Origin of the sequence: Leptospira ainlahdjerensis, assembly GCF_016919175.1 — a bacterium.
Classification (GTDB): Bacteria; Spirochaetota; Leptospiria; order Leptospirales; family Leptospiraceae; genus Leptospira; species Leptospira ainlahdjerensis.
In genome coordinates, this window is record NZ_JAFFPU010000063.1 from 62,640 (window position 1) to 69,998 (window position 7,359).

Genomic DNA, 7,359 nt, shown 5'->3' on the forward strand with positions numbered 1-7,359 from the left:
TTTCTACCAAGTCCTATTATATACTTATAGAGGTTGGTAGAAAGCACCATAATTTTACGGTGCATTCATTGTTTGGAACTGAGGCGAAGATTTTTCATCATTTTTTCTCCTCCCTCATGAGGATTATGAGATTCTATCTGTAAGCTATACCGTTTGGATTTTAATAAAGAAAAATTTATGATTTAACGTCTACATTTCCCTCTTATCCATTCATATGCTTTTAGAAGAATTTTAGGAATTCCTTAACAAAACCCTGCCCTTCTTTAGATTCCCCTCCCAAGTACACGAAGGTTGCGGACGAGCCCCTATTTTCGCATATTTATCTAATGCAACGCACGGATAACTATCTTGCTTCCAAAGACAAAGTATTCATTTTTGATTTCTAATTCATCTAAGAGACTTAAATTTTTGACGTAAATCATGAATTTTGAATAGGAAACCTGGTGGTTAACGACAGGTAGAAAGTTAAAAGTAATCATAGATGGGATGATAGAGAGCGGAATGGAGAACCAACCTAATACGGAAGATTTCTGAAAAGGGGAATAATTGATGGCAAGAATATATAATCGATTGTACCATTTTTAATTTTTTGAAATTTTTTCTTAAACAATAAATCGTAAAATAAGCCGGGTTCATCAATCTTTTCACTATTCTCTTTTACTATAGATTTATAATTTTCGAGCATGTAATAATTAATCTCTTCAGAAATTGCTTCTGAAGTAGAGCAATCAGAAAGATCTTTACCAATCCCAAAAGAACTCATGCAACTCTTTTCTGAATAAGCATTCGCAACTAGACAGTATCGAAAGCCGTTAAAACCAGTACCCTTAGTTAAAACTCCAGCATTCCGGTGCTGTCTATTTAGTTTTAATAGAGCGATTTCATAATCAGAAGCATTAAAACCTATCAGAGCAATTTTTTTCTTTGAGAGAAATAATTCAGGATTTTTTTGTAATAGCGGCTTGTTCTCCAACGCAAAATGGGCGTAGCATTGATTCAGAACTACACTGAGGATAAGAATACAAATCCTTAAGACTTTCTTTATTTGCATCAATTGACCGATTTTATCAATATTCTGAATTAAATTTCTTAAACGCAAAAATTTTCTAATGAGCACGAAAAAGACCATTTCAGAACGCTTATTCTTGGACACGCTTATCAAAAGTTTTTTTCAGACCATCTCTATCGAAAGTCTTCCTTAGTTTTTGCAATCGAGATCATTCTAAAAATTATTTAGGAAAAATGAAACTGATCATCCTATTTCGCTGACCCAAAGAGTATTGTAAGAAAATTGGTGAAAAAGTTCAAAGCCACACCATCGAAAAAGATTCCGAATAATCAAAAAGGTTTTTTGAGAATCTGAACTGAAGACCAAATAACGCAGAAAATCTCTAAATCTGCCATGAAATTTGCGTTGAAAATCCAAAGTAGATATGAGACATAATTATGTTATTATGACTCAAACGACCGACAATCCAATTTTAAATATTCATCAATACTCTACTCCAGAGATTTTTTGGGACAAAGAAGAACTTAAGTGTTACTCGTTCCAAGCTTCCAATCCAGAATTTTTCCATACTCTTCAAATGCTCAAAGATTTTGTTTATTCTATTAACGTAAGCGCGGGTAACGAATATCCGAGAAAAGATGACGGTCTCGATCCCTATTCAACTTGGCTCTATGTTCTCTTCGAAAATGAACTTCAATCTTGTATGAGGATTGTAGTTAAGAAACCAGAGAATTTAATTCCGTTGGAAAGCGCTTTCTTAGCTGAGAATCCAGAAAAACAATACTGCGTAACCGAATCTAACGTTGCGGATTGGAATTCGGTAGCATTTGTTACATCACTTAAGGGCGCAAAGGCAGCTAAATTAAACTTTGCTTGCGTCGCCGAATATTGCTTAAATCAAAATTTTGATATAGTCTACGGAATGTTTAACGATCAGAGAAAGGGAATCGGAAGAATCTATTTAGAAGCTGGTGCAGAAATTTCTAAAAAGTTCTCCGGCAAAATAGCATTTAAAGATTTTAAAACATTCGGTAAGCCTGCAACATTTACAATCATAGAAATCAAAAAAAACAGTTTGCAAAAATTGTCTGAAATTCTACGATCGTGACAATTCTATGTCCTTCAACACATCCTATGAGATCGTTATTCTAAATGCGACTTCTGCCTTACTTATCTTTTTACTCGGACTTTATGTTTTGTATCCGATCCCGAACCGAAGAATTCAACTTTATTTTGGGATTCTTTGTCTCCTTCTCGGCGGCTGGTTCCAATCGTTTATACTTCGGGAAATACTTCCCTTTTGGTCCTACAACTGGTTAATCAATTGGGGATTAATTCCTTCCATTCCGATTCCTTATTTTCTTTATAAAATCACGACTTCATACAATCAAAAGAAAGGAGAACTGACGGATTCTAAAAATTGGTTTCATCGCGTAAATGTTGCTCTGATCGGATTTTTTATCACTCACGCCTTCTTTTTACAAACGCTTAAAATTACTTCAAAGGAAGGGGAGCGCTTTTCTTTCGGGAGTAATTATATCTACAAAGCAATACTTTTCTATTCTCTAATAGTCACTTTGTTATCTTTGGGACAGTTAGGTCGAAATGTAATTAGAGAAAAAGGTAGAGCTAAAACAAATGCCGTTTTACTTTTTCTGGGTTTAATTCCTCCCATTATCTCGATCTTTGTTTTTATTTATTTACGACCCACGTTATACGGTTTGTTTTCCGGGGGCTATACTGCGATCGGGTTCTTATTCGGAACTTTGATTTGGTCAATTGCAATCATGAACTCAGATGCCTTTCAATTAAAGGTCTTAGATCCTTATCCCAAAAGTCAACGAGTCCTGACAAGAATGACGATGCCACTTTTCAATTTATCCTACTCAATCGTTGATAACAAGTCCTGGATGGCTGAAGTATTTTCTAGAAAAATTCATTTTATGAAAATGGTAGTGGTTAAAGACACGGAGCTTGAGAATATTTATGGATATTCTATCATGAAGCGAAGTTCAATTCTTGCGAGAATGTTCGGTAGACACCTAAAGTGATTTTCATTTATCATAACTTTCAACGATCTTTCTAATTGCAGAAATTTGATTATCAGAAAGTTCTAATAGGCTCTCGATTAATTTTGAAACATTCTTTCTTTTTTCTAATTTTTGTAACAAAATAGCTTTCGCATCTGATTTCATCGATCGAGACGAAGTTACTCCGGATTCGAGGATCATTTTTCCTTCCCCAACCTCAAACCACTGATAAGAAATATTATGGATATGCTCGAATAATAGAGCTGTCTTCGAAGAAATCGGTAATTTCCCTTTTAACATCCGTGTAATCGCCGCTCCCGTAAGACCAATTGAATCGGCAACTTGCCCTTGATTGAGACCTTTCTCCTCTTTTAGGTATTTTAATACAATTTCAAGGCGATCTGTTTGAAAATATTCTTTTTTCATTTTAACTTAGTTAATATTTTTTATTTGACATTTTAATTAAGTCAATTTATGGTCAGGAAGCCCTTTTTGACAATTCAGCAATATAGGAGTTAGCAATGGTTCCCAAGAAAGTGCAAGAATTTAACGATTATTCTAGTTTGCGGTCTTTATTACCCACTCCTGAGGTTATTTTATTTGCTCAGTGTATCGAATCTTAAATGCCGAATAAAGCAACCTAAAACTACTGAAGCTACTTACGACCTTTTAATTAATCAAAACAATTTTTGAAGTATACGATTGAAAATTCGAAGATTCCAACACTTCCAATTGAAATTTACAATTAAGAAGGAACTCAAAATGCAAGAAATCAAAGCACCAAGGTGCGTATAACGCAGTTAGCAACCTATTTAAAATAGCACGATGAGCGAGGAATTTGTAAATGACTAGGTACAAGCTCGAATCTTTAAAGCTGAGTATGAAACTCTTAGATATAAAGAATTCGGACGGCAAGCCTCGAAGCGATGCGGAAACAATAGACCTCCTTATTACAAGATGTGCACTCCAGGAATATTATCTTGAAGAACGGAATTTATTAAAAAGATATCACAATTGGTTAGATGACCAGGGTCTTGAGGAATGGGTGTATGATTGAGCTATTCTTAAAATAAGACGTCCGAGCAGGAATCCAAACAAGAAAAAGGATCAGCTTTTAATCCACCGATCCAATACAAAAACTTGGAAAGGATGAACTAATAGAGGCGTGTTTTAAAATCGCAAATATGAAAAAGCCAATGGCAGAGATTGCGCGAATCGTAAAACCACTCGGAATCCCCTACTACACTGTTTATCACGTATTTATAGGAAAATCAAATCGCCCCGAAGTCTTAGATATTTTTACTGAACTCGGTATTCCACATAATAGAAAGCCAATTCGCGAGCATCACAGTAAGAAGAGAATCGATGAATGAAATTTCTTTTACTTAGATATTTTAAACTTAAAGTCAGTAACCTCAGTATTCTTATTCCTTTATTTTTTCTTTGTCATTATTTTATTGGTTTTATGGAGGGTCAGATGAGTAGGCATTTTTTGAATATGAAGGCTGTTGAATTAAATGAGTCAGATTTAGATGAGCATGAGAAATTATTCGGATTCGAATTTAGCTCTTTAGATAGAAAAGCAATTTTAGAATATACTGGATATAGGACGGCTTTGAGATTTGTGAGAAGCCGAAATTTAAACTCTGCCAGTTCAATAAACTTGAATTCCTACTTTTCAAATGGAGAGGAATAGGCTAAAACAGTCGAACTTCGCAACCATAGTTTTCTTTTCTTTAATCTTTTAAATCGAGTAATAATACACCGACATTTTTCGACAAGAAATGTTTTCACTTTCTGATCGATTCATAAAATATCAAACAATCCGACGATTCTCTCAGCTTAAAAACGCAAGAGTCTCGACAATTCCCTCTAAATACATGATTTGGCCTTTGGTTTGTTGGGAAATGTTGATTACAATCTGAAAAACAATTATCCAGCTCTTTATAGCATAAATGCTGTTTTTCATTTGCTTGGCTTGAAATTTCTACTTTAGATAATTTTTCCAAATTTAATTTTTTTGGCTCAGAGTTAAACTTATGCACTCTACAAAAAAGAGAAAAAATTATAAGAAGCGTAATGCCTCCATTCACTATCATTCCAGAGAGAGGCTTAAGTGAATTCAAATCCGCGATACTACCTAATCAACAATGCAATTGCCAATGGTTAAAAAGTTTTGAAATTCCGTATATTTCCCAGGGTTTCGATAAAGAATAACACCCTTTGCAATAGCTTTAGATTCAAATTCAATTTGACTCGCATTTATTTTCTGATTAAAATCAATCGTAGTCTTAAAAATTGCATTTGAAAGAAATCGCTTCCCCTTATTATAAGCCGGATGATTTTCCTTTAACCATTTGTCCATATCTTCAATTCCTTTGCACTTTCCCTCAATACATGCAAACATTGCATTCACCGTATAAGCGGTCACAACGGAAATTGCAATTAGATTATAGAAGTTTTTAATATTACCCTTCCAATTTAAGCAATGGATTTCTTGAGGATATTCATTAGGATGAAGAGGAATTATTTTTTTTCCATTCCATTGCAATGTTAAATCATCGGTATTGAATTTACTAATTTGATCTTTCTTATTTTCAATTTCAAACAAAGCTAATATGTAATTTTGGGACAAATGGATCAGAGCAGATTTATCCGTATCAACAATATAATTTGACATTATAATATCTACAAAATCAGAATCTGATTTTAGTAAGTGGATTTTGCCATTAAAATCGTCATTCGAAATATTGTAAGTTTTGATAATATTCAATTGCTTAAAATTTACTGCTTCATGATTGATTACCAATAATTGCCTATCCTGGTCAGGGGTGACACATTGTTCTGCCGAAATTAGAGTAAGCATTATTAAAAGATATTTAATCATTTTTGACATTCTTCTCTATGCAATTTTCATTTCACTAAGGACTTGCTCGAAAAATTAATTGAAATAATAAACATAATTAAGAATAAACAACTTCTAACTGATCATAGCTTCAATAATCTTAAAAATTCCATACAGAAAGACCAATAATTTTAATTGGAATTCTAAGCAATTTCTTTAATCTTTCGGGATCTCGCAAGGTTTGTCCTCGTCAGGTTCAGGGTTCGGTTCAACCGTCGCGGTGATTTCGATTTCATATGCATTTTCGTTCATTAGCTTTTGCGTCCAATCCTTTGGATTTGGATATGGCAATTCCGCAGGAGAAACGTTTAAACGAATCGAATGGTTGGGAGGAAGGTCAATTGTTTTAATTAATTTTCCACTTTGCTTATGCGAGTTTCCCTGAAAGGAATTAAATATAAATTCATAGTTGTGTTTTCCTAATGGAGCCGGCATTCGATAATCACAGCCTTCGTAAAATCGTAAAGAATGAGCACCTAAACCTATTTCAATTAATAACATTTTAAAATTTTCCATCCAATATTCCCGCTCTGGATTCAATCGAAATTGCACGTCATTAATAATCCATTTATCGTTCCAATAAGTTATCAATGTATAATTTGATTTAGTGAAAGAGGTATTGTCGTTTAATGATTTCAAATTAAATTTAAGAAAATTGCGGTCCGTTTTCGTTACTAATTTATACGGTGGAACTCGAGGAGCAATTCCTTGGCATTTAAGAATTGTTAAAATTATTATTATAGAAAATCTAATACCACATATCCTTAACCAACGTTTATTCATAAATCACCCTCGCATGTCTTGCCTACGAACTTTCCGGCTTCTACTAGTAACCCCAAAGGTACAGACTTATTAATCACTGCCTTAATTGTGTATCCTGCAATTGCCTTCCCAGCGCTATCCCAATCTCCTGTTATGATATCATAAAGAAGCATATGCGAAGTCAAAATATCAAATCCACTAAACGGACCGAAAACAGTCGTTTCATTTAATGTCATCCAGGCGCCAGCGTAAGTATTCGAAGCGCCCGCTGCATAAATAACACTATTCAATGCACCATACCCAGCCGCAGCCATAGTAGCAGCTTGTCCTGCACTCATATAACAAGCCCACTTCCTCGCAGACTTCTCATCCCAGTGGATATTGTTCCAACTCGACTTCGAGTAACCACCCGCTAAATACGCTTGTGCTGTATTCTGATTCAAGACGCTTCCAATCGCGAAAGCGGCTGCAGCGACAGCCGTAGCAAACAAAATCAGTCCAAGACCAATCGCCGCTCCAATCGCAAACACACCAATAGCACCAGCAAGCGGAACAGAACCGATCACAGTATAAGGTGCGAACGCTACTAACGTTGCCGCTCCAAGGCCGATCGCAGCGGTCGTCGCAAGCGCTGTAACTCCAACCATAAACGA

At 34.9% G+C, this 7,359-nt stretch carries 7 protein-coding genes; 2 read left to right on the top strand and 5 right to left on the bottom strand.

Annotated elements, in window-relative coordinates:
• Positions 1-514: 514 nt before the first annotated feature.
• Positions 515-1,117, bottom strand: a complete 603-nt coding sequence (locus JWG45_RS15875; protein WP_205280621.1) for a hypothetical protein — start codon at positions 1,115-1,117, stop codon at positions 515-517.
• A gap of 469 nt (positions 1,118-1,586) precedes the next feature.
• On the opposite strand from JWG45_RS15875, the gene JWG45_RS15880 reads away from it, so the two are divergent.
• Together JWG45_RS15880 and JWG45_RS15885 are read left to right on the top strand one after the other, a co-directional pair.
• Positions 1,587-2,117 (top strand): LBL_2463 family protein, encoded by a 531-nt coding sequence (locus tag JWG45_RS15880; protein WP_408611643.1) that lies wholly within the window; start codon positions 1,587-1,589, stop codon positions 2,115-2,117.
• A gap of 7 nt (positions 2,118-2,124) precedes the next feature.
• Positions 2,125-3,060, top strand: a complete 936-nt coding sequence (locus JWG45_RS15885; RefSeq protein ID WP_205280622.1) for an LIC10906 family membrane protein — start codon at positions 2,125-2,127, stop codon at positions 3,058-3,060.
• Positions 3,061-3,063: 3 nt separating this feature from the next.
• On the opposite strand, the gene JWG45_RS15890 is transcribed toward JWG45_RS15885, so the two are convergent.
• From JWG45_RS15890 to JWG45_RS15905, 4 genes are all read right to left on the bottom strand, one after another.
• Positions 3,064-3,465, bottom strand: a complete 402-nt coding sequence (locus tag JWG45_RS15890) for a helix-turn-helix domain-containing protein (protein WP_205280623.1) — start codon at positions 3,463-3,465, stop codon at positions 3,064-3,066.
• Between the two features lie 1,714 nt (positions 3,466-5,179).
• Positions 5,180-5,926, bottom strand: coding sequence for a hypothetical protein (locus JWG45_RS15895; protein WP_205280624.1), 747 nt, complete (start codon positions 5,924-5,926; stop codon positions 5,180-5,182).
• A 174-nt stretch (positions 5,927-6,100) separates the two neighbouring features.
• Positions 6,101-6,727, bottom strand: coding sequence for a hypothetical protein (locus JWG45_RS22260; RefSeq protein WP_408611642.1), 627 nt, complete (start codon positions 6,725-6,727; stop codon positions 6,101-6,103).
• Positions 6,724-7,359 (bottom strand): hypothetical protein (locus JWG45_RS15905; protein WP_232380717.1); only part of this gene is annotated, 636 nt, incomplete at its 5' end. The genes JWG45_RS22260 and JWG45_RS15905, both read right to left, overlap by 4 nt.

Bases quoted from the DNA above. Each gene is read 5' to 3' on its own strand.
- JWG45_RS15880 (WP_408611643.1), top strand. From the start codon at position 1,587: ATGCTCAAAGATTTTGTTTATTCTATTAACGTAAGCGCGGGTAACGAA.
- JWG45_RS15885 (WP_205280622.1), top strand. From the start codon at position 2,125: ATGTCCTTCAACACATCCTATGAGATCGTTATTCTAAATGCGACTTCT.
- JWG45_RS15890 (WP_205280623.1), bottom strand. From the start codon at position 3,465: ATGAAAAAAGAATATTTTCAAACAGATCGCCTTGAAATTGTATTAAAA.
- JWG45_RS15895 (WP_205280624.1), bottom strand. From the start codon at position 5,926: ATGATTAAATATCTTTTAATAATGCTTACTCTAATTTCGGCAGAACAA.
- JWG45_RS22260 (WP_408611642.1), bottom strand. From the start codon at position 6,727: ATGAATAAACGTTGGTTAAGGATATGTGGTATTAGATTTTCTATAATA.